Source organism: Thalassospira sp. CH_XMU1420-2, assembly GCF_037029325.1.
Lineage (GTDB): Bacteria > Pseudomonadota > Alphaproteobacteria > Rhodospirillales > Thalassospiraceae > Thalassospira > Thalassospira povalilytica.
In genome coordinates this window covers 1-1,292 of sequence record NZ_JAYMEG010000052.1, presented here as the reverse complement: position 1 = coordinate 1,292, position 1,292 = coordinate 1, and the positions used below count along the sequence as shown (strand labels likewise).

Here is a 1,292-nt window from a genome sequence, read left to right as displayed (position 1 = left end):
TTCGAACAGTTTGTCGAAGTCCTGTGGCGGGATAACGCCCCCGGCAACGATCATGATGTCTTCACGGCCAAGCTTGTATTCCACTTTTGCGTTGGATACCGCCTTACCTGATTAAGGATGCTCCTGACCATTAGCCATTGTTAAAAAACAGCCTCCTCATAGTGGGTCGCTTGGCCGTCAATCGAGAAACCACCTCTTTCCGGGGGTTCGAGTTGCCGAAACGCCGGGCGACGGCGGTTTGAGCAGAGCTGGTTCAAGCTTGTCACCGGATTATCTGGTTGATGCTCAAGCTACTGCTGACGCACGCTTTCCTCATTGATTCGGGCAAGAATTCCACAAGTCTCAACCTCCCGGCCATCGTTGCAGCTCGCTCTCAGCGAAACGAGTTGTGTCTCTAGCGTTTGCAGAGCGGTTATCCGCGACCGTACATGAGAGATGTGCTCATCGAGCAGGGCGTTGACGGCGGCACAAGGTTGGTGAGGGTCGTCCTGATGTCTCTGTAGCTCGTGAATTTCTGCTAGCGACAGGTCCAGGATTCTGCACCGACGGATGAAGGCCAGCCGCTCACCATGTTTCTCGGTATAGACACGGTAACCATTCTCCTGTCGATCAGGCGGCGGTAACAAACCCTGACGTTCATAGAAGCGGACCGTCTGTGTATCGACCCCAGCCAACTCTGCCAACTGACCAATACGCACCAAGCTTCTCCTAAACGGATTCTCTACTATTGACCCTATAGTAGCTATAAGGTTTATGATGATATCACAAAATTATTCAAGTGGAGCCGTACCATGAATAACTCCTGTGGTGGCGCCTGTGGCGGCGATAAAGTACCTGCAGCGGATTCCGATTTGCAGACTTCCTCAGAATCGCCAGGGAAGTGGGTCAGCATCTATGCTGTGCCGAAGATGGATTGTCCATCTGAAGAGCGAATGATCCGCCTTGCACTGAACGGCTTTGACGAGATCCGAATGCTGTCCTTTGACTTGTCCAACCGCCGGTTGGAGGTCTTGCATGACGGCTCGGTTGTGCCCATTACTGCGAAGCTGACGACCTTAGGGCTAGGTGCCTCTCTTCAGGAAACCGTGACTGCCGACCCAGAGACAATCAAGATCGCTAAGAGCTCAGCAGCCTCTGCTACGCAGGAGTCCGACACCCTGCGCTGGTTGCTTGGCATCAACGCACTCCTGTTCGTGGTGGAAATGACTGCCGGTCTATCGCAGTGAAGATGTGCGCAACGCCATAGAGGCCGGGGCGCATGGTTTCATTCCCAAGACCCTGCGCGGGCAGGC

General features: G+C 54.0%; 2 protein-coding genes. One reads left to right on the top strand and one right to left on the bottom strand.

Translation table 11 applies throughout. The annotated features are described in order from the left end of the window. Positions 1–290: 290 nt before the first annotated feature. Entirely contained in the window at positions 291–698 is a 408-nt protein-coding gene (gene cadR, locus WA429_RS21195) for a Cd(II)/Pb(II)-responsive transcriptional regulator (RefSeq protein WP_068810570.1), read from the bottom strand. Positions 699–791: 93 nt separating this feature from the next. Here cadR and WA429_RS21190 point away from each other — a divergent pair, with 93 nt between their 5' ends. Continuing rightward, positions 792–1,226: a hypothetical protein gene (locus tag WA429_RS21190; RefSeq protein WP_443082696.1), complete on the top strand. Its 435-nt coding sequence runs from the start codon at positions 792–794 to the stop codon at positions 1,224–1,226. Positions 1,227–1,292: the final 66 nt, after the last annotated feature.

Coding starts and splice junctions, on each gene's coding strand:
- WA429_RS21190 (WP_443082696.1), top strand. CDS start 792: ATGAATAACTCCTGTGGTGGCGCCTGTGGCGGCGATAAAGTACCTGCA.